Origin of the sequence: Nocardioides sp. (assembly GCF_029937575.1) — a bacterium.
In the GTDB taxonomy this organism is placed as follows: Bacteria; Actinomycetota; Actinomycetes; order Propionibacteriales; family Nocardioidaceae; genus Nocardioides.
The window spans coordinates 43204-67866 of sequence record NZ_JAPYPS010000017.1; the positions used below are offsets into that span (position 1 = coordinate 43204).

The 24663-nt window shown below is 69.7% G+C and carries 23 protein-coding genes and 1 pseudogene; 17 read left to right on the top strand and 7 right to left on the bottom strand.

Going from position 1 to position 24663, the window contains the following annotated elements:
- From Q1K33_RS08425 to Q1K33_RS08445, 5 genes and pseudogenes are all read left to right on the top strand, one after another.
- Positions 1-452 (top strand): annotated as a pseudogene (locus Q1K33_RS08425) (F0F1 ATP synthase subunit alpha); the annotation flags it as partial.
- A gap of 47 nt (positions 453-499) precedes the next feature.
- Positions 500-1414 (top strand): F0F1 ATP synthase subunit gamma, encoded by a 915-nt coding sequence (locus Q1K33_RS08430; protein ID WP_300402674.1) that lies wholly within the window; start codon positions 500-502, stop codon positions 1412-1414.
- A gap of 7 nt (positions 1415-1421) precedes the next feature.
- Positions 1422-2879 (top strand): F0F1 ATP synthase subunit beta, encoded by a 1458-nt coding sequence (gene atpD / locus Q1K33_RS08435; RefSeq protein WP_300402676.1) that lies wholly within the window; start codon positions 1422-1424, stop codon positions 2877-2879.
- Positions 2879-3277, top strand: a complete 399-nt coding sequence (locus Q1K33_RS08440; protein ID WP_300402677.1) for a F0F1 ATP synthase subunit epsilon — start codon at positions 2879-2881, stop codon at positions 3275-3277. Before atpD ends, Q1K33_RS08440 begins: the two co-directional genes overlap by 1 nt.
- Positions 3278-3320: 43 nt before the next feature.
- Positions 3321-3761: a DUF2550 domain-containing protein gene (locus Q1K33_RS08445; protein ID WP_300402679.1), complete on the top strand. Its 441-nt coding sequence runs from the start codon at positions 3321-3323 to the stop codon at positions 3759-3761.
- 48 nt (positions 3762-3809) lie between these two features.
- On the opposite strand, the gene Q1K33_RS08450 is transcribed toward Q1K33_RS08445, so the two are convergent.
- Together Q1K33_RS08450 and Q1K33_RS08455 are read right to left on the bottom strand one after the other, a co-directional pair.
- Positions 3810-6983 carry a DEAD/DEAH box helicase gene (locus Q1K33_RS08450; protein ID WP_300402681.1) on the bottom strand — a complete coding sequence of 1058 codons (3174 nt, stop codon included), beginning with the start codon at positions 6981-6983 and terminating at the stop codon, positions 3810-3812.
- An 82-nt stretch (positions 6984-7065) separates the two neighbouring features.
- Complete coding sequence (locus Q1K33_RS08455; protein WP_300402684.1) at positions 7066-7638, bottom strand: cob(I)yrinic acid a,c-diamide adenosyltransferase; 573 nt, start codon at positions 7636-7638, stop codon at positions 7066-7068.
- A gap of 163 nt (positions 7639-7801) precedes the next feature.
- Between Q1K33_RS08455 and Q1K33_RS08460 the strand changes: the two genes are divergently transcribed.
- From Q1K33_RS08460 to Q1K33_RS08490, 7 genes are all read left to right on the top strand, one after another.
- A complete protein-coding gene (locus Q1K33_RS08460) occupies positions 7802-8107 on the top strand; it encodes an STAS domain-containing protein (RefSeq protein ID WP_300402687.1) in 306 nt (101 codons plus the stop codon).
- A gap of 61 nt (positions 8108-8168) precedes the next feature.
- Positions 8169-8798 carry a hypothetical protein gene (locus tag Q1K33_RS08465; protein ID WP_300402689.1) on the top strand — a complete coding sequence of 210 codons (630 nt, stop codon included), beginning with the start codon at positions 8169-8171 and terminating at the stop codon, positions 8796-8798.
- A gap of 164 nt (positions 8799-8962) precedes the next feature.
- On the top strand, positions 8963-10981 hold the full coding sequence (locus Q1K33_RS08470) for a protein meaA (RefSeq protein WP_300402691.1): 2019 nt from the start codon (positions 8963-8965) through the stop codon (positions 10979-10981).
- A 56-nt stretch (positions 10982-11037) separates the two neighbouring features.
- On the top strand, positions 11038-12597 hold the full coding sequence (locus Q1K33_RS08475; protein WP_300402693.1) for an alanine/glycine:cation symporter family protein: 1560 nt from the start codon (positions 11038-11040) through the stop codon (positions 12595-12597).
- A gap of 85 nt (positions 12598-12682) precedes the next feature.
- Positions 12683-12877, top strand: a complete 195-nt coding sequence (locus Q1K33_RS08480) for a hypothetical protein (protein WP_300402695.1) — start codon at positions 12683-12685, stop codon at positions 12875-12877.
- A 49-nt stretch (positions 12878-12926) separates the two neighbouring features.
- On the top strand, positions 12927-13451 hold the full coding sequence (locus tag Q1K33_RS08485) for a ferritin (RefSeq protein ID WP_300402697.1): 525 nt from the start codon (positions 12927-12929) through the stop codon (positions 13449-13451).
- A gap of 26 nt (positions 13452-13477) precedes the next feature.
- On the top strand, positions 13478-14398 hold the full coding sequence (locus Q1K33_RS08490) for an FAD-dependent oxidoreductase (RefSeq protein ID WP_300402699.1): 921 nt from the start codon (positions 13478-13480) through the stop codon (positions 14396-14398).
- A gap of 4 nt (positions 14399-14402) precedes the next feature.
- Here Q1K33_RS08490 and Q1K33_RS08495 read toward each other — a convergent pair whose 3' ends face one another.
- Positions 14403-14954, bottom strand: coding sequence for a DUF952 domain-containing protein (locus Q1K33_RS08495; RefSeq protein ID WP_300402700.1), 552 nt, complete (start codon positions 14952-14954; stop codon positions 14403-14405).
- Positions 14955-15084: 130 nt separating this feature from the next.
- Positions 15085-15717: an isochorismatase family cysteine hydrolase gene (locus Q1K33_RS08500; RefSeq protein ID WP_300402702.1), complete on the bottom strand. Its 633-nt coding sequence runs from the start codon at positions 15715-15717 to the stop codon at positions 15085-15087.
- 471 nt (positions 15718-16188) lie between these two features.
- Here Q1K33_RS08500 and Q1K33_RS08505 point away from each other — a divergent pair, with 471 nt between their 5' ends.
- Positions 16189-18246 carry a catalase gene (locus Q1K33_RS08505; protein ID WP_300402704.1) on the top strand — a complete coding sequence of 686 codons (2058 nt, stop codon included), beginning with the start codon at positions 16189-16191 and terminating at the stop codon, positions 18244-18246.
- A 52-nt stretch (positions 18247-18298) separates the two neighbouring features.
- Here the strand turns inward: Q1K33_RS08505 and nucS are convergent, their stop codons facing one another.
- Positions 18299-18985 (bottom strand): endonuclease NucS, encoded by a 687-nt coding sequence (gene nucS / locus Q1K33_RS08510; protein ID WP_300402706.1) that lies wholly within the window; start codon positions 18983-18985, stop codon positions 18299-18301.
- A 32-nt stretch (positions 18986-19017) separates the two neighbouring features.
- On the opposite strand from nucS, the gene Q1K33_RS08515 reads away from it, so the two are divergent.
- Positions 19018-19548, top strand: a complete 531-nt coding sequence (locus Q1K33_RS08515; protein ID WP_300402708.1) for a GNAT family N-acetyltransferase — start codon at positions 19018-19020, stop codon at positions 19546-19548.
- Positions 19549-19606: 58 nt separating this feature from the next.
- The gene (locus Q1K33_RS08520) at positions 19607-21436 is read left to right on the top strand and encodes a 3-hydroxybutyryl-CoA dehydrogenase (RefSeq protein ID WP_300402710.1); all 1830 of its coding nucleotides are present in this window, start codon (positions 19607-19609) and stop codon (positions 21434-21436) included.
- A gap of 110 nt (positions 21437-21546) precedes the next feature.
- On the opposite strand, the gene Q1K33_RS08525 is transcribed toward Q1K33_RS08520, so the two are convergent.
- Positions 21547-22107: a polyketide cyclase gene (locus Q1K33_RS08525; RefSeq protein ID WP_300402712.1), complete on the bottom strand. Its 561-nt coding sequence runs from the start codon at positions 22105-22107 to the stop codon at positions 21547-21549.
- Positions 22108-22156: 49 nt separating this feature from the next.
- On the opposite strand from Q1K33_RS08525, the gene Q1K33_RS08530 reads away from it, so the two are divergent.
- Entirely contained in the window at positions 22157-22816 is a 660-nt protein-coding gene (locus Q1K33_RS08530; RefSeq protein ID WP_300402715.1) for a GNAT family N-acetyltransferase, read from the top strand.
- Positions 22817-22938: 122 nt separating this feature from the next.
- Here the strand turns inward: Q1K33_RS08530 and Q1K33_RS08535 are convergent, their stop codons facing one another.
- Positions 22939-23472: a CGNR zinc finger domain-containing protein gene (locus Q1K33_RS08535; protein WP_300402717.1), complete on the bottom strand. Its 534-nt coding sequence runs from the start codon at positions 23470-23472 to the stop codon at positions 22939-22941.
- A 38-nt stretch (positions 23473-23510) separates the two neighbouring features.
- Between Q1K33_RS08535 and Q1K33_RS08540 the strand changes: the two genes are divergently transcribed.
- The gene (locus tag Q1K33_RS08540) at positions 23511-24482 is read left to right on the top strand and encodes an EamA family transporter (RefSeq protein WP_300402720.1); all 972 of its coding nucleotides are present in this window, start codon (positions 23511-23513) and stop codon (positions 24480-24482) included.
- Positions 24483-24663: the final 181 nt, after the last annotated feature.

A 24663-nucleotide genomic window follows, 5' to 3' on the forward strand; every position in this document is an offset into this window, starting at 1 on the left:
TGGCGCAGTTCCGCGCCATGGAGGCCTTCGCGATGTTCGCCTCCGACCTCGACGCGGCCTCGCGCCAACAGCTCGACCGCGGACAGCGACTGATGGCCCTGCTCAAGCAGCCAGCCTACTCGCCGTACCCGATCGAGGAGATGACCGTCTCCCTGTGGCTCGGCACGACCGGTCGTCTGGACAAGGTGCCGGCCGACGACGTGCTGCGCTTCGAGACCGAGTTCCTCGACTTCCTGCGCCGTTCGCACGACGGCATCCTGTCGGCGATCCGTGAGTCGCTGAAGTTCGAGGACGACACGGCGAGCGCGGTCAGCGACGCCTACGACTCGTTCCTCGACCAGTTCGAGACGAGCGACGGCTCCTCCATCAAGATCGGCAAAGAGGCGGCCGCCGAGGCGCTCGGCGACGATGAGGTCGAGCAGGAGCAGATCGTCAAGCAGAAGCGGGGCTGACCGCTGTGCACACCGCACCACACGATCGAGACGGGAGGCTGTGACCGATGGCTGTATCACTGCGTGAGTACCGCGCGCGGATCAAGTCGACCGAGTCGATGAAGAAGATCACGCGGGCCATGGAGCTCATCGCTGCCTCGCGGATCATCAAGGCACAGCAGCGGGCCCAGGCGGCAGCGCCGTACGCCCGTGAGCTGACGCGGGCGGTCTCGGCGGTGGCGACGTTCGCCAACGTCGACCACCCGCTCACCAAGGAAGAGGACAACCCGGTCAAGGCGGCGGTGCTCATCGTCACCAGCGACCGCGGTCTGGCCGGTGCCTACTCGGGCAGCGTCCTCAAGGAGGCCGAGCGTCTCTTCGAGCGGTTGCGCGACGAGGGCAAGGACGTCGACGTCTTCGTGGCCGGACGCAAGGGGGAGGCGTACTTCAAGTTCCGCAACCGCCCGGTGGTCCAGTCGTGGACCGGCTTCTCCGACCAACCGTCGTACGACGTCGCTGCCGAGATCGGCGAGGCGCTGATCACGGCCTTCCTCAAGGACCAGGGTGAGGAGGGTGACGTGGACGAGGTCCACGTCGTCTACACCCGGTTCCGCTCCATGCTGGTCCAGGAGCCGACCGCTGTCCGGCTGCTCCCGCTGGAGATCATCGAGGGTGAGCAGGCCCCGGAGGCCTCCGAGGCCCTGCCCCTCTACGAGTTCGAGCCCTCCCCGGAGTCGGTTCTCGACGGGCTGCTGCCGCAGTACGTCCAGAGTCGGATCTTCTTCGCCCTTCTCCAGGCCGCGGCCTCGGAGCTGGCGGCGCGGCAGAAGGCGATGAAGTCGGCCACCGACAACGCCGAAGAGCTCATCAAGAAGTACACGCGCATCGCCAACCAGGCCCGCCAGGCCGGCATTACCCAGGAAATCAGCGAGATCGTCGGTGGCGTCAACGCGCTCGCCGACTCAAACGCCGGGAGTGAGTGAGAGAGACATGACTGCCACTGTTGAAGAGACCAAGTCCGGCGCCAGCGCCGGAAGCACGGGCCGCGTCGCCCGGGTGACCGGGCCCGTCGTCGACGTGGAGTTCCCCGTCGACGCGATGCCCGAGATGTACAACATGCTCGAGGTGCCGGTCGAGCTGGGCGGCGAGACGATCACGCTGATCCTCGAGGTCGCCCTGCACATCGGCGACGGGATGGTCCGCGCGATCTCGATGAAGTCGACCGACGGCCTGGTGCGCGGCGCCACCGTCACCGACACCGGCGGTCCGATCTCGGTTCCCGTGGGCGACATCACCAAGGGTCACGTGTTCAACGCGACCGGTGACGTGCTCAACCTGACCGAGGGCGAGTCCTACGAGGTCAAGGAGCGGTGGGGCATCCACCGCAAGGCGCCTGCCTTCGACCAGCTCGAGTCGAAGACCACGATGTTCGAGACCGGCATCAAGGTCATCGACCTGCTGACGCCCTACGTCAACGGCGGGAAGATCGGCCTGTTCGGTGGAGCGGGTGTCGGCAAGACCGTGCTCATCCAGGAGATGATCGCCCGAGTCGCCAAGGACCACGGCGGTGTCTCGGTCTTCGCCGGCGTGGGTGAGCGCACCCGCGAGGGCAACGACCTCATCGCCGAGATGGAGGACGCAGGCGTCCTCGGTCAGACCGCGCTGGTGTTCGGTCAGATGGACGAGCCGCCGGGGACCCGGCTGCGCGTCGCGCTGTCCGCGCTGACGATGGCGGAGTACTTCCGCGACGTGCAGAACCAGGACGTGCTGCTCTTCATCGACAACATCTTCCGGTTCACCCAGGCCGGTTCCGAGGTCTCCACCCTGCTGGGTCGGATGCCGTCGGCCGTGGGCTACCAGCCCAACCTCGCCGACGAGATGGGCCAGCTGCAGGAGCGGATCACCTCGACACGAGGCAACTCGATCACCTCGCTGCAGGCGATCTACGTGCCGGCCGACGACTACACCGACCCGGCGCCGGCCACGACGTTCGCGCACCTGGACGCCACGACCGAGCTCTCGCGTGACATCGCCTCGCAGGGCATCTACCCGGCCGTGGACCCGCTGACGTCGACCTCGCGGATCCTCGACGCCCAGTACATCGGGCAGGCGCACTACGACTGCGCGATCCGGGTCAAGCGGATCCTCCAGCGCAACAAGGAGCTGCAGGACATCATCGCGATCCTCGGTGTCGACGAGCTGTCCGAGGAGGACCGCATCATCGTCTCGCGGGCGCGCCGCATCCAGCGCTTCCTGTCGCAGAACACCTACGTGGCCAAGCAGTTCACCGGTCTCGAGGGCTCGACCGTGCCGGTCGCCGACACCATCGAGGCGTTCAACAAGATCGCCGACGGTGACTACGACCACGTCGCCGAGCAGGCCTTCTTCATGTGCGGTGGGCTCGAGGACGTCGAGGCCAAGTGGGCTGACATCCAGAAGAACCTCTGATGGCGGGCGAGATCGGGACCGGGCTGCAGGTCGAGATGGTCGCAGCGGACCGGGTCGTGTGGTCGGGCGAGGCCTCGATGGTGATCGCGCGCACGAGCGAGGGCGACCTCGGCGTGCTGCGCGGGCACGCACCTCTGCTCTCGCTCCTGGTCGACGCCGCGGTGGAGATCTCGACGCCGGAGGGCGTCGTGCACGCGGCGGTCGACGGCGGGTTCTTGTCGGTGGCGGCTGATCGCGTCTCGATCCTCTCCGAGTACGCGCTGCTCGCCGAGGAGATCAAGATCGACGAGGTCAAGGCCGAGCTCGAGGCTGCCGAGGGCATGCCGACCGGCGACGAGCGCGAGGTGCGGATCCGTCGCGCCAGTGCCCGGATCCGGGCCGTGGAGAAAGCGTCCTGACCCGCACCCAGTAGGGTTCGTGCTCCAGGGAGGGGGAGGGCGCGTGGCATGGTGGCAGTGGTTGATCGACGCTGCCGGTGTGCTGCTGCTCCTCGCCCTGCTCTACGGTCTGGCACTGGTGGTACGTCGTCGCGTCATCTCGCGTCACGGGGGCACGTTCGAGCTGAGCTGTCGCGTCAACCCGCACGGTGACGGGCGTGGTTGGGTCCTGGGCCTGGGGCGCTACTCGGGTGAGCGGCTCGAGTGGTTCCGGGTCTTCTCCATCGACCCCCGGCCCAAGCGCTCGTGGGCGCGCGACACGATGAGCTACGACGGGCGGCGTGAGGCGCTGGGCGCTGAGCAGATGTCGCTGTACCCCGACCACCTCGTGATCCACTGTCAGACCCGTGAGGGCGAGGTGGAGCTGGCGATGAGCACGGCGTCGCTGACCGGCTTCCAGTCCTGGCTCGAGGCGCGACCGCCCGGCACCGACTGGAACCGCTGAGACGGCCGTCCCGGCCCGCCGACTCGGCGTAGGCCGGGTTCGTGACGGTCAGTCGAACAGTGCGCGGATGTCGGCCGCGGTGATCGCCGACGTCGCGGCGCCGTCGCCGTCGATGACACGGGCGAAGAGAGCGGCCTTGCGCTCCTTGAGAGCCACGACCTTGTCCTCGATCGTGTCGGTGGAGACCATCCGGTAGACCATGACCGTCTTGTCCTGGCCGATGCGGTGGGCGCGGTCGACCGCCTGCGCCTCGGCTGCGGGGTTCCACCAGGGGTCGAGGACGAAGACGTAGTCGGCCTCGGTGAGGGTCAGCCCGACGCCGCCGGCCTTCAGGCTGATCAGGAAGGCCGGCACCTTGCCGGTGCGGAACTCCTCGATCACGTCGGCCCGACGACGAGTGGTGCCGTCGAGGTAGGCCGTGGGGATGCCGGCGGCATCCAGACGGTCCCGCACGCGACGCAGGAAACCGGTGAAGGAGCTGAAGACGAGGGCGCGGTGCCCCTCGGCGGTGATCTCGGCGAGGTGGTCGGCCAGACGGTCGAGCTTGGCCGAGCCGACGCGTTCGTGGTCGGGGTCGGTGAGCGCGGGGTCGAGGGCCAGCTGACGCAGCGTCGTCAACGCAGCGAGGATCGCGACCCGGTTGCGGTCGAAGTCCTCGACGAGGCCGAGGATGCGTTGGCGCTCCTTGGCGAGGTGGGTGTCGTAGATCTTGCGGTGCCTGGTGCCGAGCTCGATCTGCAGGACCTGCTCCTGCTTCGGCGGGAGGTCATCGGCGACGACCTCCTTCGTGCGGCGCAGCAGGAAGGGCTTGATCCGCTGGGTGAAGCGACGCAGCGCGGCGTCGTCGCCGAGCTTCTCCACGGGCCGGACGACGTGCTCGGTGAATGCCCGTGGGTGGGGGTAGAGGCCGGGGGCGACCAGGGACAGCAGGGACCAGAGCTCGAGCAGCCGGTTCTCGAACGGGGTGCCCGTGACGACGAGGCGGAACGGTGCCGGGACCATCCTGGCCGCGGCGTACGCCTTGCTCTGGTGGTTCTTCACGACCTGGGCCTCGTCGAGGACGAGGCCGCCCCAGTCCACGGAGGCGTAGTCGTCGGACTCCAACCTCAGCAGGGTGTACGTCGTCACGACCACGTCGGCGCTCTGAGCGACCTCGCTCACCGTCTCGCCGCGACGCGGCTGCGAAGCGGTGATGGTGCGGATGCGGAGTCCTGGCGCGTGCCGGGCCGCCTCGCTCTGCCAGGCGGTGACCACGCTGGTGGGCGCGACGACGAGGAACGGTGCGTCGGTCGTGGTGCGCGTGTGAGCGATGAGTGTCAGCACCTGCAGGGTCTTGCCGAGGCCCATGTCGTCGGCGAGGATCCCGCCGAGCTGGTGCTGCCACAGGAAGGCCAGCCAGTGGAAGCCCTCGAGCTGATAGCCGCGCAGGTTCGAGGTGATGCCGGTGGGCTCGGGACGAGGCAGGTCGGTCAGGTCACGAAGAGCCTGAGCGCGGGAGACCCATTCGTTGGCCTGGGCGTCCACGATGCCGAGATCGGCCAGCTGGGCCCACAACCCGAGGTCGGCCCGACCGACTCGCACGCGTTCGCCGTCGTGCGCCTCGAGCTCGGCTGCGGCCCGCACGATGTCGTACAGCTGGGCGAACTCCGGTCGGTCCGTGCGCACGAACAGGCCGCTGGGCAGGATGAGGTGCTCGTGGTCCAGGGTGAGGGCGGCCAGGACCTCGGCCAGTGGCACCCGCTCGCCCTCGACGGTGATCACGACGTCGAGGTCGAGCCAGTCGTTGTGCTCAGGGGCGGCCTGCTCGTCGACGTCGGACAGCTCGAAGGTGACGTGCGGCTCTTCCTGTGCCTCCCGGAAGTCGGGCGGGTCCGTCTCCACGACCTCGACCTCGTCGTGGGCGCGCCACACGGGCAGCTCGAGGAGCGCGAGATGGAGGACGTCGACCCCACTGACGGTACGCGTGGCGACGTCGGGCTGCTGGGGAAGTCGGTCGAGGATCTCCTTCTCGAGGCGGGTGTCGCGCAAAGGGTGAGCCTCGTCGGCGCGGACGCTCGACTCGCCGTACATCCAAGACCACGAGAGCGACGCCTCCTGGCTCGAGGTCCACGCGACGGTCAGGCGCAGCCGGGGTTGCACCGGCTCCGGGACGAGGACGGAGTCGTCGCGCGAGGTGACCGGGACCAGACGTTGCAGTCGTCGCAGCTGGTCGGAGACGGCCACCGAGGCCGGGATGGAGACCGGCTCACCGGTGCGCAGCGACCGCAGGGGGCCGGCCGGCAGCCGTCGCGCCAGTGGTGCGAGGACGAGGTCGTCGCGGCCGATCAGCCCCACCGAGTGGGCGGGGTCGCCCCACAGCAGCACCTCGTCCCCGCGCCACAGGCGCCCCTCGTGCTCGAGCCCCGCGGTGAGCGTGGTCTCCGTGTCGTTGCCGGCAGCATCGACGACGAGGTCGAGGGGGGCGTCGAGGAAGACGATCCCGCCGAGCGGCGCGGTGGGCACCAGGGCGACACCGACGTCGCGGGCACGTCGCAGCAGGCCGAGCGCGTCGGGGCCGAAGTCCTCGAGCGCGGGCTCGGAGATCGGGTAGCCGTAGGAGTTGCGCGAGGTGAGGCACTCGGCGAGGTCACGCAGGGCGGCGAGCTGGTCGGGCGCGTAGGCACCGCGGGCGGCGGCCGCCGGGACCTGCGACCACTCGAGACCCGACTTGACCCACGCCTGGCGAGCGCCGGGGCGGAGTGGGCGGATGCGCACGCGGGGGCCGGAGTCGTAGTAGTAGGCATGGCGCGGTGAGTCCACGTAGGTGAAGCCGAGCGCGACGCCGGGGAGGTCGCGATCCGGCGGTGCCAAGTCGGCCAGCTGGTCCAGGAGCTCGGCGAGGTGGTGCTCCCACGTCGGCGCAGCGGCCTTCGCACGGCGATGGAAGGTCCGTCCGAGGACCAGGGCGAGCGCGGCCCCGTGCTTGCACTGGAAGCGCACCGGGCAGTTGCACAGCGTCTGGAGGTCGAGCCCGGTCCCGACGCGCTGGGCATCGAGCCGGACGACGTACGCCGCGTGCGCCGAGCCGGAGACGTAGGCGATGGCCTCGACGTGGTGCTCGCTGAGGCTCACGATGTCCGGGCTCGAGGTCGAGCCGTCCTGTGCGTAGGCGTGGGCACGCCCCATCGACCCCGCGTCGAAGTGGGACGCGATCTCGTCGGGGGACAGCAGGCTGAGGATCATCGAGGCCCAGTCTGGCAGCGAGCACCCACGGCGCACGGGCGCTCTCCACAGGGATGCCGACACGCGGCACCCGGGTAGGCGGCTACCTCTCGCCGCCGGGCACCCAGAGGACGTCGCCCTCGGCTCGGTTGGCGTAGCGGGCGAGGATGAAGACGAGGTCGGAGAGTCGGTTGAGGTAGGTGATGGCCAGCTTGTTCATGCTCTGGGCGTGCTCCGCGTGGGCTGCCCACGCGGAGCGCTCGGCGCGGCGGACCACCGTGCGGCAGACGTGCAGGTGGGCCGCTGCGGGTGTGCCTCCGCTCAGGATGAACGAGCGCAGCGTCGTCAACGACTCGTTGTAGTGATCGCACCACTGCTCGAGTCGGTCGACGTACTCCTGCTCGATCCGCAGCGGCGGGAACTCGGGGTCCTCCACCACGGGTGTGCAGAAGTCGGCACCGACGTCGAAAAGATCGTTCTGCACGTGGGTCAGGACCTTCACGACGTCGTCGTCCAGGCCCCCGGTGGCCACGGCCAGGCCGATCTGGGCGTTGGCCTCGTCCACGTCGGCGTAGGCGTGGAGCCTGGTGTCGTTCTTCGTGGTGACGCTCATGTCGCCGAGCCGGGTCTCCCCGGCGTCGCCGGTGCGGGTGTAGATCCTGGTGAGGTTGACCATGCGCCGAGCGTAGCCAGCAGGGTTCCGGCGACAGACGCCGGAACGGTCCACAGCAAATTGCCAGCCGATTCCACGCAACCTCAAGGAGTGTCAGGGCGTCATAGGGGGTAGAAGGCAGCCCACAAGCCGAGCGGCGCCGACCCCGCACCAGGAGGAGACCACGATGGACATCGTCACCGACGGCCCCGCCCTCCTGCTCGGTGGCGACTTCGACGTACGCAGCACGTGGGAGGTCCGGACCGCCCTGTACGACGCGCTCGAGGTCCACGAGCGCGTCGTCGTCGACCTCAGTGGCGTCGAGACCGTCGACGTGACGGCACTGCGGGTGCTGGCCGCGGCGTCGCGCTTCGCGTCGCGCCGAGGCGGTCAGGTCACCCTGCGCGGCTGCAACGGCGCCGTACGTCGGCTCCTGCACATGACGCACCTGATCCGACTGGTCGAGGTCGAGCGGGACGCGGTCCCTGCCTGAACGGGCCGGTGCGAGGCCCGTGGCGCCGAGATCCGGTTGACCGGACGGGCACAGTGGGAGCATGTCCAAACGCCTCGTGCTGTCCCTCGTGCTGGCCCTACCCGCGCTGTCCTTGGCCGGGGCAGGGTTCTTCCACCCCCACGGGCTGAACTACGACACCTCCCAGCAGTGGTCCTCCCTGCACTTCCCGGGCCTGCTCGCCTTCCCCCTGGTCGGCGCCTCCCTGGCCTGGCTGGTCCGCGGACGCAACGACACCCTGGCCTGGGTCGTCCGGCTCACCGCGCTGACCTACGCCGCCTTCTACAGCGCACTCGACGTGATCAACGGGATCGCCGCCGGCTACGTCACCAACCGGCTCGGACCAGGCGTGCCCCGCCCCGACGAGATCCGCTACCTGTTCGACATCGGTCGGCCGCTGGGCGACATCGGCGAGTGGGGCCTGATCGCCTGCTGCCTCGCCGTGACGGCCGACCAGGTGGTCCGGCACCGCCTGTGGGGTGCTCCGGCGGCCGCGATGGTTCTCGGCGCGTGGTTCGTGCGAGGCGACCACATCTTCACCCCGATCGGGGTCGTGGGGATGGCCATCATCGGCGTGGTCTCGGCCTACCTGGCCTGGCACGACCCGCGGATCTTCGCCTCCCGCACGATGGACCCCGACTCCGAGCGGGAGCTCGTCGGCGCTCGTCAGTAGTCGACGAGGGTGGGAAGGGCCTCCACGGCCCGGAAGCTACCCGCGCTGCGCCCGCCGTACACCCCTGCGCGGCGTGCCTGTGGACAAAGCGGCATCCCGCGCTGTCGGATAAGCCACATCCGAGACGAGTTACCAACTGGTAAACGACGTCCTACCCTCTCTCCATGACCGAGAACGACGCGGCCCTGCCCGAGCGACCGCAGAAGGACCGTCCGTGGGTGATGCGCACCTACGCCGGCCACTCCACGGCAGCGGCGTCCAACGCGCTCTACCGGGGCAACCTGGCGAAGGGCCAGACGGGGCTCTCGGTCGCCTTCGACCTGCCGACGCAGACCGGCTACGACCCCGACTCCCCGCTTGCGCGCGGGGAGGTCGGCAAGGTCGGCGTGCCCGTGCCGCACCTCGGCGAGATGCGTCGCCTGTTCGAGGACATCCCGCTGACCGAGATGAACACCTCGATGACGATCAACGCGGTCGCGATGTGGATGCTCGCGATGTACCAGGTCGTGGCCGAGGAGCAGAATCCCGACCTGTCGCCCGAGGAGGTCGCCGCCCAGCTGGCCGGCACGACGCAGAACGACATCATCAAGGAGTACCTCTCCCGGGGGACCTACGCGTTCCCGCCGGAGGCCTCGATGCGGCTGATCGCCGACATGATCGCCTACACGGTCCACCAGATCCCCAAGTGGAACCCGATCAACATCTGCAGCTACCACCTGCAGGAGGCCGGCGCGACGCCGACGCAGGAGCTCGCCTACGCGCTGAGCACCGCGATCGCGGTGCTCGACCAGGTCAAGAGCTCCGGTCAGGTGAGCGAGGACGACTTCGAGAAGGTCGTCGGGCGGATCTCCTTCTTCGTCAACGCCGGAGTGCGCTTCGTCGAGGAGACCTGCAAGATGCGGGCCTTCAACCAGCTGTGGGACGAGATCACGCGCGAGCGGTACGGCGTGCAGGACCCCAAGATGCGCCGGTTCCGGTACGGCGTGCAGGTCAACTCCCTCGGGCTCACCGAGGCGCAGCCGGAGAACAACGTCCAGCGGATCGTCCTGGAGATGCTCGGCGTCACCCTGTCCAAGAACGCGCGTGCCCGTGCTCTGCAGCTGCCCGCGTGGAACGAGGCGCTGGGTCTGCCACGACCGTGGGACCAGCAGTGGTCGCTGCGGCTGCAGCAGGTGCTCGCCTTCGAGTCCGACCTGCTCGAGTACGACGACATCTTCGAGGGCTCGCACGTGATCGAGGCCAAGGTCGCCGAGCTGGTCGCGGGTGCGAAGGCCGAGATCGACCGCGTCCAGGCGATGGGCGGGGCGATCTCCGCTGTCGAGTACATGAAGTCCCAGCTCGTCTCGTCGCACGCCGCCCGGCGGGCACGGATCGAGAACGGTGAGGAGATCATCGTCGGCGTCAACAAGTACGAGACGACCGAGCCATCACCGCTGACCTCCGACCTGGACGGCGCGATCATGGCGGCCGACCCGCAGGCCGAGAAGACGGCGCTGGACAGCGTCGAGGCCTGGAAGGCCGAGCGCGACGCCACCGAGGTGGACGAGGCGCTGAACGCCCTCGCCGCGGCGGCGAAGTCGGAGGAGAACCTGATGGCCGCCACCCTGGTCGCCGCCCGTGCCGGGGCGACCACGGGGGAGTGGGCAGCGACGCTGCGCGAGGTCTTCGGCGAGTACCGCGGACCGACCGGGGTCAGTGGCGCGGTCGTCGCCGAGGCGGGTGCCGAGCTGACGGCCGTGCGCGAGCGCGTGAAGGCGACCGGCGACGAGCTCGGCGGACGGCTGCGGCTGCTCGTCGGCAAGCCCGGGCTCGACGGGCACTCGAACGGTGCCGAGCAGGTGGCCGTGCGCGCCCGGGACGCCGGGTTCGAGGTCATCTACCAGGGCATCCGGCTGACCCCGGAGCAGATCGTGTCGGCCGCGGTGGCCGAGGACGTGCACTGTGTGGGGCTCTCCATCCTGTCGGGCTCTCACATGGAGCTGGTGCCGTCGGTGCTGGAGGGACTGCGCGCCGCCGGGCTGGACGACGTACCGGTCATCGTCGGCGGGATCATCCCCGACTCCGACGGGAAGCGCCTCGTCGAGCAGGGTGTCGCGGCCGTCTACACGCCCAAGGACTTCGGCCTGACCGAGATCATGGGCGGGATCGTGGACGTGATCCGCGCGGCGCACGACCTGGGCTGAGCAAAATCCGGGGGCGGCAGGTTTGTCCCCGCCCCGGGAGGGGAAGCAGGGCCCTCATGTCGGGAACCCTGCTCGCCGCTCTGACCGCAGCCGAGGACTCCGGATGGATCGGTGATCTGGAGGAGAGCATCAGCAGCGGCTTCCAGCCGATCGCTGACGCCGTCGGCAAGGTCATCTTCTTCGAGGTGAGCGTGGGCTCGGCGACGTTCCCGCTGATCGTCTTCTGGCTCGTCCTGGCGGCGACGGTCTTCACCGTGTACTTCCGCGGGATCCAGTTCACCGGCCTGCGGACCTCGCTCGACCTCGTCCGCGGCAAGTTCTCCCGGGCGAGTGACCCGGGCGAGGTGACGCACTTCCAGGCGCTCTCGTCGGCGGTCTCGGGCACCGTCGGTCTCGGCAACATCGCCGGTGTCGCCGTCGCGGTGACCATCGGCGGACCCGGGGCGACGTTCTGGATGATCCTCGCCGGTCTGCTGGGGATGTGCACCAAGTTCGTCGAGTGCACCCTCGGGGTGAAGTACCGCGAGGTCCACGAGGACGGGACCGTCACCGGTGGCCCGTTCCGCTACATGCCGGTGGCCTTCGAGCGTGCGGGCTCGATCGTCAGCGGAGCAGCGGTGGGCATCTTCGCGATCGCGCTGATCGCCTTCGGCGCCTTCGGCGGCAACGCCTTCCAGGCCAACCAGACCTTCGCCCAGGCGCAGGAGATCACCGGCGGCGAGGACGGCCTCCTCGGTTCGGACGGAGCTGCGCTGATCTTCGGGATCGTGCTGGCCGCACTCGTGGGCGCGGTCATCATCGGCGGGGTCACCTCCATCGCCAAGGTCACCTCACGGCTGGTGCCGTTGATGGCTGTGGTCTACGTCGCTGCCTGCCTGCTCGTCGTCTTCGGCAACGTGACCGAGATCCCGGGCGCGGTCGGCTCAATCGTCTCCGGAGCCTTCAACCCGACGGGAGTGGCCGGCGGTGCGGTCGGGGTGCTGATCGTGGGATTCACGCGAGCCGCGTTCTCCAACGAGGCCGGCGTGGGATCGGCACCGATCGTGCACTCGGCGGTCAAGACCCGGCACCCGGTGAGCGAGGGTTTCGTCGCCCTGCTCGAGCCGTTCATCGACACCGTCATCATCTGCACGATGACCGCTCTGACGATCGTCATCGCCGACGTCCCCTTGTACGGCGAGCTGCGCGACGCGGCGGCCAACGACGAGGTTGTCAGCAACGACGCGGGTGTCGTGCTGACGTCGCGTTCCTTCGACACCTTCCTGCCGGGCTTCGACAACGTCCTCGCGGTGGCCGTGGCGCTCTTCGCCTTCTCCACCCTGATCACCTGGGCCTACTACACCCAGAAGGCCTGGACCACCCTGGTCGGGCGCAGCGCCTTCAAGGAGAACCTCTTCAAGGGCATCTTCTGCCTGTTCACCGTCATCGGCACGGTCGTGAACCTGGGCTCGGTGCTCGACTTCGCCGACGCGATGCTCTTCGTCTGCGCGGTGATCAACCTGATCGCCTGCTACCTGCTGCTGCCGAAGGTGAAGGCGGAGCTGAAGAGCTTCCTCGACGGCCGACGCAACGGGACCATCGCGGAGGTTCCCGTGGAGGAGCGGGCCACCACGTAGGCCGACGTGACGACCGTCCCACGGGGTCGTGAGGGGTGCCTTGGTGAACCAAGGCTCTCCTAACAACCGGTGCTAGGCTGCGGTCGTGGGCAAGAGCAAGAACAAGGTGGCCAAGCTGCCGAAGACCAAGTGCTGCGAGTCGCGCAAGAAGTGCGGCCGCTGTCCCTTGCGCATGCTCAAGGAAGGCACGCTGCCCGCGGGCTATACGGTGAAGCGACGCAAGCTCGTGCGGCTCGACGGCGGCAAGGTGACCAAGAAGAAGCTCGCCAAGGCCGCCTGATCGCACGCACCGCTCCACCCCGGCCGACCCGCGACCCCAGGAGACACCTGTGCCTGCCCCCCGCTTCTCCGACCAGCTCAACACCCAGATCGGCAACGAGCTGGCGGCGCACAACCAGTACCTCGCCATCGCGGTGCACTACGACGCGCTGACGATGCCGCAGATGGCAGCGTTCTTCTACGGTCAGGCCATGGAGGAACGCGGGCACGCGCTGATGATGGTCCAGTACCTCCTCGACACCGATGCCGAGGTGACGATCCCCGGGGTCGAGGCGCCGCAGGCGTCGTTCTCCGACGTCGTCGCGCCCGTGCAGCTGGCTCTGGACCAGGAGCGCCGCGTGACCGAGCAGATCAACGGACTGCTCAAGATCGCCCGCGAGGAGAGTGACTTCGCCTCCGAGCAGTTCATGCAGTGGTTCATCAAGGAGCAGGTCGAGGAGGTCGCCACCATGAGCGACCTGCTCGCCGTCGTGACCCGCAACGCCGACGACATCGACGACATCGAGGACTACGTCGCCCGTGAGCAACGCGGCTCGGAGTCCGATGCGACCGCGCCGCGGGCCGCTGGCGCCTGATCGCGTCCTGCGGCACAGTCGACCTCGTGAGTCGAGTCATCGTGGTGGGCGCTGGAGTCATGGGGCTCACCTGCGCCGTACGCCTGCTCGAGGCCGGCCACCGCGTCGACGTCGTGGCGCGAGATCTCCCCGGCGAGACGACCTCGGTCGTCGCGGCGGCCATCTGGTACCCCTACCGAGCCTGGCCGCAGGAGCGCGTGCTGGCCTGGGGGTCCCGTGCCTACGAGGTCTTCGCGGCTCTTGCCACGACCCACGACGGACAGGACTCCGGCAACGGGGTCCGGATGGTGCCCGGCACCGAGGTGATGACCGAGTCGACCCCGGACCCGTGGTGGGCGGGAGCGGTGGAGAGCCTGAGTCGCAGCGCGGCGCCTGCCGGGTACGGCGACGCGTGGACGTTCGCGACCCCGATCGTCGAGATGCCGCTCTACCTGCGCTGGCTGGCGGCACGGGTGGAGACTCTCGGCGGCACGATCACCCGGCTCAACCTCTCCGGCCTGCCCTCCGGCGGTGACCTCGTGGTCAACGCGTCGGGTCTGGGAGCCCGCCTGCTCGGTGCCGATGCTTCGGTCAGCCCGGTCGCGGGCCAGGTCCTGTACGTCGAGCAGGTCGGGCTCGACCGGTGGTGGCTCGACGGCGCGGGTCCGACGTACGTCGTCCCGCGCTCGCGCGACATCGTCGTCGGCGGAACCGCGGTCGAGGGGGAGTGGAGCCGTACACCGTCGCCGGAGACGGCTGAGGCGATCCTGCGGCGCGCCTCGCGCCTGGTCCCCGAACTCCTGCAGGCGCGCGTGCTGCGGCACAAGGTCGGGCTGCGCCCGGCCCGCCCCTCGGTGCGCCTGGAGCGCGAGGGGCGCGTCATCCACTGCTACGGCCACGGCGGCGCCGGGGTCACCCTGTCGTGGGGCTGTGCCGACGAGGTCGCGCGGCTCGCCTCGGCCTCCTGAGGGCTCAGTCGGTCCGGCGCGCCGCGATCGCCCGGGCGGCCAGGACGCCGAGCACGAGTCCGATGCCCGCACCCGAGAGCGGCCCCCAGTCGAGGCCCGTGGCGACGCCGACGAGGGTGAGCGCGACGACGCAGCCGAGGACCAGGCTCGCCAGCAGCAGCTGCTGGAAGACCTCGCGCAGGAACAGCCTGCTGAAGGAGTCCGAGGTCATCGGGAGTGTCTGCGCCTGCTCCTCGTCGAGGGGCAACGTCGTCAGCACGGCCCGTACGTCGATGGGACCGTAGATGTGCGGGAACGTCTCGCCACCGGGCTCCGCGCCGGGAGCCTGCTCGTCGACGACCGGGGAGGTCAGCAGCTCGGTGTCGATCGACAGCAGCACCAACGGCTCGGTGACGTCGGCGTAGAAGCGGTCCCGGACGCCCTGCCACTGGTCACCGCGGCTGGCGTGGATGAAGCCCTCCTCGGCAAGCGTCCGGCCACGCGTGGAGGTGGTGTAGCTCCCCGTGGCCTGGGCGGCCCGCCAGTCGGCGAGGGTCGCGATGTGGAAGATGCGCACGCGGCACGGTACGTCGAGCTGGACGCGCCCGGCCAGCCGGCGGAGGGCGCGGGCGCGCCGGCGAGCCCCGGTCCCCTCAGGGCCTCTCCATCTTCGACGAGGAGCGCGACGTCCCCGGTACCCAGGTCGGCTAGGCGTCCTCTGCCCCGCGCCTCGTCGCCCACCTGCGCAGCACGGCACGGCTCGACGCGACCTCCTGGCGGTACTGGTGCGCCAGCTGGCGAAGGGTCTGTTCGTGCAGGCGCGGATCGATCGAGGCCGTGGCGTCCTCGACCAGCGTGACGGTCAGGTCGTGGGCGAAGGCGTCGCGGGCCGTGGCCGCCACGCAAGACTCCGTCGAGATCCCGGTGATCGTCACGTGAGCGACACCGTGACGGGTGAGCAGCTCTCGCAGCGAGGTGTCGAAGAAGGCGCTGTCGCGGGTCTTGGTGATCGTCGTGGCGTCGCCGGTCTCGAGGTCGGCCGGGGGCTCGGCCCCCTCCGTGCCGGCCAGCACCACGCCGGAGTCGTCCTCCAGCATGCTGAGCGTCCAGGTGCTGCGTCCGGGGTCGTGCTCCGTGCGTACCTCGACGACCAGGACCTCGGCCTCCCGCGCCGACCGGACGAGCACGTTGACCGCCGACACCAGGTCGGCGCGACAGCGCTCGAGCTCTCCGTCGGCGAAGTAGTCGCGCTGCAGGTCGATCACCAGCAGGGCCTCGCCCCTCGGTGTCCTGGGACCAGCGTCGAAGGATGGCCTGGCGGCCCCGGCAGAGACGTCCATGTCGCGACGGTACCCCGATCGGGGCACCGTAAGTCCCCGGTCCTCCCTGCGGGCCAGCCTCCTTGCGGGCCGGCCACCTCCCAGGGTGATTGTCGCCGGCCCACCCGCCGTGGCACGTTGGCGCAAGGAGTCCCGCGTCCCCCAGCGACGCCGACCGCGATGCCGGCAGCACTGTCGGTGTCCCAGTCGGTCTCCCTGTCATGCCCAAGCCCATGCCCATCCTGCTCGGAGGCCACCCTGAACGAGACCCGACCCATCAGCTCCCTGGCCGAGGCCGCCCGCAAGACCGTCGAGAAAGCCGGGGAGGCCGTCCGATCGCGGGTGGCCGGACAGCCGGCGGCCGCGGTCCCCGGGGCACCCGCTCCACGCCCGCCTCGTGTGGAGGAGCCCACCGAGCCGGCAGAGCCGCTGGCGCCCAAGGACGACCAACAGGCTCCTCAGCGCAGGACGGCGACCGGAAGCAGCACCGACGTGCCTGCTTCCGACGTCGCGCAACAGGGCGCGTGGCTCACCACGTCGCAGGGAGCTCGGCTGCGCGACAGCGATCACTCGCTCAAGGCGGGGGAACGCGGACCGACGCTGCTCCAGGACCACCACCTGCGTGAGAAGATCACCCACTTCGACCACGAGCGGATCCCCGAGCGGGTCGTGCATGCCCGCGGCGCCGGTGCTCACGGGGTCTTCGTCGGCTACGGCAACGCCGCCTCGATCTGTCGCGCCGGGTTCCTGGCGGAGGGCGTCGAGACGGAGGTGTTCGTGCGCTTCTCGACCGTGCTCGGCTCGCGGGGATCCGCCGACACTGCTCGCGACACCCGAGGCTTCGCGACGAAGTTCTACACCTCGGAGGGGACCTTCGACCTGGTGGGCAACAACATCCCCGTCTTCTTCATCCAGGACGGCATCAAGTTCCCGGACGTCATCCACGCCGGGAAGCCGCATCCCGACCGGGAGATTCCACAGGCGCAGAGTGCCCACGACACGTTCTGGGACTTCGTCTCCCTGCACACGGAGGCCCAGCACCACACCATGTGGAACATGTCCGACCGGGGCATTCCGCGCTCCTACCGCACGATGGAGGGCTTCGGGGTCCACACCTTCCGCTGCGCCGACAGCGACGGACGGACCTCCCTGGTCAAGTTCCACTGGAAGCCCCGGCTCGGAGTGCACTCGCTGACCTGGGAGGAGGCGCAGCTGCTGGGTGGTGTCGACCCCGACTTCCACCGTCGGGACCTCGCCGACGCGATCGAGGCCGGCGCCCACCCGCAGTGGGAGCTCGGCGTCCAGGTCTTCCCCGACCTGCCGGAGCAGGTCTTCGACGGCATCGACCTGCTCGATCCCACCAAGATCGTGCCCGAGGAGCTGGCGCCGGTGCAGCCGATCGGACTGCTGACCCTGACGCGCAACCCGACCAACTACTTCGCCGAGACCGAGCAGGTCGCCTTCCACGTGGGCAACCTCGTGCCCGGCATCGACGTGACCGACGACCCGTTGCTCCAGGCGCGGTTGTTCTCCTACGTGGACACCCAGCTGACCAGGCTGGGCGGGCCGAACTTCTCGCAGATCCCGATCAACCGCCCGCACGCCCCGGTCAACGACATGCTCCGCGACGGACTCCACCAGCACGCGGTGCACGCCGGGGTGGCCCCCTACAAGCCCAATGCCCTCGACGGCGGATGCCCGTTCTTCGCGAGGGCGGACGACGGGGCATTCGTGGATCTTCCGGTCGTGGTGCCGGAGGCCACCAAGGTGCGATCGAGTCCCGCGTCGTACGACGACCACTTCAGCCAGGTGCGCCAGTTCTGGTTGAGCATGTCGCCGGTCGAGAAGGAGCACATCGTCGGTGCCTACACCTTCGAGCTCTCCAAGTGCTTCGAGCAGGCAGTCAAGGAGCGGCAGCTCCGGGCGCTGGCCAACATCGACAGCGAGCTGTGCGAGCAGGTGGCGGCCGGGTTGGGGTTGGCGGCACCCGAGGCCACCGAGCCTCTCGTCGACATGCCGCCGAGCCCCGCCCTGTCGATGGTGGGTGAGACCTGGCCGACCGACGGGCGACAGATCGGCATCGTCGTCGACGCCGACGCGCCCGACGAGAGTGTCCAGAGCCTCGTGGAGGAGATCCGTGACGCAGGGATGGTGGCGCTGGTCGTCGCCGCCCGTGGCGGTGTCCTCGCGGACGGCTCGACGCCGGTGCAGAGGACGTTCGCGAGCGCCCGCTCCGTGGAGCTCGACGCCCTGCTCGTCGCAGCCGCCCCGGCTCCGGCTCCGGATGCCCTGGTGAGCCGGGACGCGAAGTCCGGCCAGGACGCGGCCTCCGACCTCGACCCGCGGCTGGTGCTGCTGCTGACCGAGACCTTCCGTCACGCCAAGGTGATCGGCGCCTGGGGCGCGGGCGTCAGGGCGCTCGAGGCCCAGGGCATCAGCGAGTCCAGCGCGGGGGTCGTGGTCGGTGACTCAGCCGCGTCGGTGCTCGGCCGGGTCGCGGACCTGCTCGGCCAGCACCGTGCGTGGGACCGGTTCGCCGCCTCGCTCTGACCCGGATCCGCGGACGGGAGGGTCACCGGTCCGGGGTGCGACCGGTCCGGCCTCAGAAGAGCCGGTGGCTCGGATCGTCGAGACCGCGCAGGGCGTCGTAGTCGACGACCGCGCAGGTGATGCCCCGATCGGTGGCCAGGACGCGCGCCTGCGGCTTGATCTCCTGGGCGGCGAAGATGCCACGGACCGGTGCCTTGGCCGACAGGAGCGGATCGCGGTTGAGCAGCTCCAGGTAGCGGGTGAGCTGCTCGACCCCGTCGATGTCACCGCGCCGCTTGATCTCGACCGCGACGCTGGCGCCCACCGCGTCGCGGCACATCAGGTCGACCGGGCCGATCGCGGTCGGGTACTCGCGGCGTACCAGGGTCAGCCCCTCGTCGAGGCTGGCCGGGTGCTCGGCGAGAAGCTCTTGGAGGTGCTTCTCGACGCCGTCCTTCTGCAGACCGGGGTCGACGCCCAGGTCGTGGCTGGAGTCGCTGAGCACGTCGGTGAGCAGGATCCGCAGCGTGTCGTCGGTCTTGGTCGAGGTCACCGTCCACTCGAGCTGCCCGTCGTCGTCGACACCCTCGCGCAGGGTGCACGGCGGCGACATCCAGTTCAGCGGCTTGTAGGAGCCGCCGTCGGAGTGGACGAGCACCGAGCCGTCGGCCTTGATCATCAGCACCCGCAGGGCGAGAGGCAGATGGGCGGTCAGTCGCCCGGCGTAGTCGATCTGGCACCTGGCGACGACGAGTCTCACAGGCGGTGAATCTACCCGCCTACCCTTGGAGCATGACCCCGGCCTCGATCCGCCTCGCGCGACCTTCGGACCTGCGCCACCTCGCCGGGATCGAGGAGGCCGGCGGGGTGCTGTTCGAGCAGCACTTCGGTGCCGAGGCGATGACGGCCCTCGGTGCGCCGGCTCCCACCGGCGGCGAGCGAGACCTGACGGGCACGGTGCTGGTCGCCGTCCAGGACGGGACGGTGGTCGGGTTCGCCCACCTCGTCGCTCCGGACGGCCACGCCCACCTCGAGCAGGTGTCCGTGCTGCCGTCGTACGGGCGGCAGGGGATCGGGACCGCCTTGGTGCGTGCGGTGATGGAGGAGGCCCGGTGGGGCGGCCACGACGTGCTGTCGTTGTGCACGTTCGCCGACGTTCCCTGGAATGGCCCGTTCTACCGCTCGGTGGGGTTCGAGGAGGTGGGGGACCTGGATCCCTTCCAGGCTCGTCTGCGCCGCCACGAGCAGGCTCTGGGCCTGGACGACGTGGCTCGCCGTGTGGTGATGAGAGCGCAGCTTCGCAGGCCCGGGGAGAGGCCGTAAGTTACCGACGAGTGAACATGTCGTGAGACCTCCCGGAGCGCGTGGAATGATGCGCGCCATGAGCCCCGAAATCCCTGAGACTCCCGAGAGCCCGGCCCGCAGCTTCACCACGATCGGCGTCGTCGGTCTCGGCACCATGGGTGCCGGCATCGCCGAGGTCTTCGCCCGCAACGGGCACGCCGTCATCGGCGTCGAGCTGAACGACGAGGGGGTCGAGCGGGGACGTCAGCACCTGACCAACTCGACCGATCGGGCGGTCGAGCGCGAGAAGATGAGCCAGGCCGAGCAGGCAGAGCTCCTGGGCCGGATCTCCTACAGCACGTCGCTGAAGGACCTCTCTGACGCCGATCTCGTCGTCGAGGCCGTCGTGGAGTCGATGGAGACCAAGCTGGCCATCTTCTCCGAGCTGGACGCGATCGTCTCGCCGGGCGCGGTCCTGGCCACGAACACCTCGTCGCTGTCGGTGACCCAGCTCTCCACCGGCACGTCCTCCCCGGGCCGGGTCGTCGGCGTCCACTTCTTCAACCCGGCGCCCGTGCAGAACCTCGTCGAGGTCGTCCGCACCGTCGTCACCGAGCCCGACGTGCTCAGCGACGTCCAGGCGCTGCTCGTCTCGCTGGGCAAGAGCCCGGTCGTGTGCGGCGACAAGGCGGGGTTCATCGCCAACACGCTGCTCTTCGGCTACCTCAACCACGCCGCCTCGATGTTCGAGGGTCGCTACGCCAGCCGTGAGGACATCGACGCCGGCATGCGCTTCGGCTGCGGCTACCCGATGGGCCCGCTCGCGCTGCTCGACCTGATCGGTCTCGACACGGCGTACGAGATCCTGGAGACGATGTACCTCCAGGGCCGCGACCGCCTCCACGCACCCGCTCCGATCCTCAAGCAGATGGTCACCGCGGGTCTGCTCGGTCGCAAGACCGGCCGCGGCTTCTACACCTACGAGGCCCCCGACAGCTCGACGATCGTCGTCGACGACAAGACGCCGTCGGCCGACGAGGCCCCGGCGTTCAAGCACGACATCAAGCAGGTCGGCGTCGTCGGCACCGGCACGATGGCCGCCGGCATCGCCGAGGTCTTCGCCAAGAGCGGGTACGACGTGCTGTACGTCGGGCGCTCGGCCGAGAAGGTCGAGGGTGTGGTCGCCACGGTCACCAAGAACTTCGACAAGCAGATCCAGCGTGGTCGCGCCACCGAGGAGTCCAAGACCGAGGTGCTGGCGCGTCTGACCGGCTCCACGTCCCTGGAGGACCTGAAGGACGTCGACATCGTCGTCGAGGCGATCGCGGAGGACCTGGCCATCAAGACCACCCTCTTCGAGAACCTCGACGAGATCTGTCGGGGCGGTCGAGGCGGGGCCGGCGCGATCCTCGCGACCACGACCTCGTCCCTGCCGATCATCTCGATGGCGAAGGTGACCAGCCGTCCGCAGGACGTCATCGGCATGCACTTCTTCAACCCGGCCACGGTGATGAAGCTCGTCGAGGTCGTCTCCACCGTCTCGACCGACGAGGACGTCACCGAGACGACGCGGGCCCTGTGCGCCAAGGTCGGCAAGGTCGCGGTCTCCTGTGGCGACCGCGCCGGCTTCATCGTCAACGCCCTGCTCTTCCCCTACCTCAACGACGCGGTGAAGATGCTCGAGGCGCACTACGCCACGGCCGACGACATCGACCTGGCGATGAAGCAGGGGTGTGCGCTGCCGATGGGACCGTTCGAGCTGCTCGACGTGGTCGGCAACGACGTGTCGCTGGCGATCCAGAAGGAGCTCTACTCGGAGTTCCGCGAGCCCGGCTTCGCCCCGGCCCCGCTGCTGGAGCACCTGGTCACCGCGGGCTACCTGGGTCGCAAGACCAAGCGCGGCTTCCGGGACTACTCGCGGCGCTGAGGCCTGCGACAACGCCACAATTGTGGAGTTGCGGCACGAATCGAGCCGAAGAACGTGTCACAACTCCACAATTGTGCGATCCGGACAGGCCCCCGACACGCCGCCTCAGCTCAGTCCCGAGCAGAACTCGTCGTCCTCCGGGTCGTCCACCACGATGACGCAGGGTGGCCGTGGCGCACGGTGCGGTCGAGGATGCCGAGCGTGGCGCGCAGGGCGCTCTCCGAGAGAACCGGGAAGATGCCCATCGCCGCCCAGTCGGGATGGATGTCGCTCCAGTCGTAGTACGACGTGACCAGCGTGCCGTCGCTGTCCTCCTCGGCGCCGCTGGCGGGTTCGAGCCGGTACCCGAAGACGTGCCCGATCTGGGGGCGGACCCTGCCGAGGACCGACCACGAGATCAGCCGGTCCTGCTCGAAGTCCTTGATCGTGACGGTCACGTCGTAGCGCCCCATCTCGGGGTAGTCGTTCAGCGGCTCGCGGTCCATGTGGATCAGGAAGGAGTCGCCGGCCGCCGTGGCCCGATCGCCCTCGGCGTCCTGCAGCATGCCCGAGGAGTCGATCGCGACGTGGCCGTGTGGGTCACACAGGATGGCGAAGATGGCGTCCGCAGGTGCCGCGATGTGTCGGCTGGTCTCCAGGCGGGTGGCGCCGCCGGTCTCGCTGTCGGTCATGGTCCGATCCTGTCACGACCGAGGTGCCCGGCTCGGGCACGATGTGGCGGTGACCGCCATCTCGCTGACCCGTCTCGTCGACACGTGGATCGACGGCTTCGCAACCTCCCGCTCGGTGCCGGTGCGTCGCCGCGACGGTGTGACCGAGGTGGAGGTGGGCGGCACGGAGCGCCGGCTCGAGCTGGTCCTCGTCGAGCCCGACACGCACCTGCTGCGCGAGACGCTCGGGCGTCTCGTCGGCACGAGCGACGTGTGGTCGACGATCTTCACCCGTGAGGCCGCGGCGCACGTGGAGCTGCCGGCCGGCGTGCGCGTCGTGCTGGCCGAGGAGGTGCTGATGACGGTGGACCTAGTGGACCTGGTCACGGTCGGTCTCCCGTCGGCCGCGGCCCCGCCAAGCTGGGAGCTCGACCTGACCGCCTCGGGTGAGCGGGTCGCCGTACGACTCCTCGACGGCGACCGGGTGGCGGCTCGAGGACAGCTGGGCCTGGTCGGCACGGACGCGATCTTCGACCGGATCGGGACCGAGCCCGACTATCGCCGCCGCGGGCTCGCGACCGTGGTGATGGATGCGCTCGCTGCCTGGGCGGTGTCCCGGGGAGCCCGGCGAGGGATCCTGGCTGCCTCGGTGGAGGGCCAGGCGCTCTACCGCCGGCTCGGCTGGGCGCCCGTCGCCAGGATGCTCACGGTGGCCGGAGCGGGGGAGTAGCGTCGCTGGGTTGGGCCCCGTGCCTGCTCCTGGTCGGCCTCGTGGCGGTCCTCCTCGGCACGCTGGTGGCGCCGTCCCCAGGTGCCGTGGGCATCACCGCCCGCCATCGCACCAGGGGTCCGTCACTGGGTCTGCCGGGCCCGGTAGGCCGCGACCGCGTTGCGGTTGCCGCAGGTGGTGGAGCAGAAGCGCCGTGACCGGTTGCGGGACAGGTCCAGCACGACGCCGTCACACTCGTCGTCGGCGCAGGTGCCGAGGCGGGACATCTCGTCGGCACGGATCACGTCGACCATCGCCATCGCGGTCTCCACGCGGATCCGCTTGGGCAGCGGGTCGTCGTCGGCCACCGCGTGCAGGTGCCAGTCGAAGCGGTCGTGACGCATCAGTCGGGGGACCGCCTGCTCCTCGGCGAGCATCGTGTTGACCAGCCCGACGGCCTCCTCGCGGCTCGCGGTCAGCAGCTCGCGCAGCTCGCCGCGCAGGGCGCGCACGGCCTCCAGCTCGGCGGCGTCCGCATCGTGGCGTCCGGAGTAGTCGAAGTCTTCGAAGACCTGGGACAGGTCCGCCACGGTGGCGAGGGTGTCGGGCTCGAGGGCTGAGTTGGCGAGCACGGTCGCGGCTTGCAGAGCGAGCTCGACGTCATGACTGAATACCACGTTGACAGATTACCAAGGTCTCTCTAATGTCATGACCCATGAGCACGTTGACGAATGACGTCGTGGTGGGCCGCCCCGCCCGTGGCGTCCCCACCGGGATCACCCTCGCGCTGACCTCGGCACTGGCCTTCGGGCTCTCCGGAGCGCTGGCCCGCCCCTTGCTGGAGTCCGGCTGGACCGCCGGCTCGGTGGTCCTCGTCAGGATCGGGCTCGGTGCGTTGATCGTGGCCCCGTTCGGGGTGCGGTCGCTGCGCGGTGACTGGTCGCCGGTGCGACGCAACGCCCGGTTGATCCTCGTCTACGGGGTCCTGGCGGTCGCCGGTGCTCAGTTCTGCTACTTCTCCGCCGTGTCCTACATGCAGGTCGGGCCGGCACTGCTCATCGAGTACACCGCCCCGGCAGCGGTCGTGGTGTGGCTGTGGCTGCGGCATGCCCAGCGCCCAGGGCTGGTCACGCTCGGCGGTGCCGCGATCTGTGCGATCGGTCTCGTCCTCGTCCTCGACCTCTTCTCCGGTGCCGACCTCAGCGCGGTCGGGGTGCTCTGGGCGCTCGGCGCCATGGTCGGGTGCGCGACGTACTTCGTGCTCGGGGCCGACGACACGACCGGGTTGCCACCGTTGGCGCTCGCCGCAGGCGGCCTGGTCGTGGGTGCCGTGCTGCTGGCGGTGCTCGGCCTGGCCGGCCTGCTGCCGATGCGGGTCGCGGACAGTGTCGTCACCTATGCCGGGCTGCAGACCTCATGGTGGGTTCCCTTGGGCTTGCTCGGGCTGATGACCGCAGCCGTCGCCTACGTGACCGGCATCGGGGCAGCGCGGATCCTCGGGTCGCGGCTGGCCTCCTTCGTTGCCCTGAGCGAGGTCGTCGCCGGCGTGGCGTGGGCGTGGGTGCTCCTCGGCGAGCTGCCCGGCCCGATCCAGCTGCTCGGCGGTGCCTTGATCCTGGTGGGCGTTGTGGGCGTCAAGCTCGGCGAGCGCGACGTCGCGGTCACTCCGGCTCCGGCTCCGGCCTGACCGGGTCCGGTCCGAGACCGGTCCGCAGAAAGTTCGCGACCGACTGCAACAGGTCGCCGCTCCCGCGCGTGAGTCGTGCATGGATGGGACCGTGACCGAGCACCAGCGCAGGTGGAGCGCCGACGCCCCACCGCCGTTCGACGCCTGGGCCGAGGCGCGCGCGACGGGGCTGCTGCGCTTC